The 207-nt window shown below is 62.8% G+C and carries 1 pseudogene; it reads right to left on the reverse strand.

Annotated elements, in window-relative coordinates:
- Positions 1-93: 93 nt before the first annotated feature.
- Positions 94-207, reverse strand: a pseudogene (locus tag B4920_RS29365) (acetaldehyde dehydrogenase (acetylating)); the annotation flags it as partial.

The raw sequence follows: 207 nt of genomic DNA on the forward strand, positions 1-207 counted from the left end.
AGCGTCATCAGGTGACGCTTGGGGTGCATGCCGTCCCGCAGGGTCATGTCATGAACGCGGATTTGCTTGCCTTTGAGTTCCATGGTGCTTTCCTTAGGCGGTGACGGGTTGGAGGGTCAGGTGGCCTGCGAGGATTTCCTCGGCGAACATCTCGGCGGTGCGGGCGGCGGCGGCGGTCATGATGTCGAGGTTGCCGGCGTACTTGGG

Origin of the sequence: Zoogloea sp. LCSB751, assembly GCF_002028455.1 — a bacterium.
In the GTDB taxonomy this organism is placed as follows: Bacteria; Pseudomonadota; Gammaproteobacteria; order Burkholderiales; family Rhodocyclaceae; genus Zoogloea.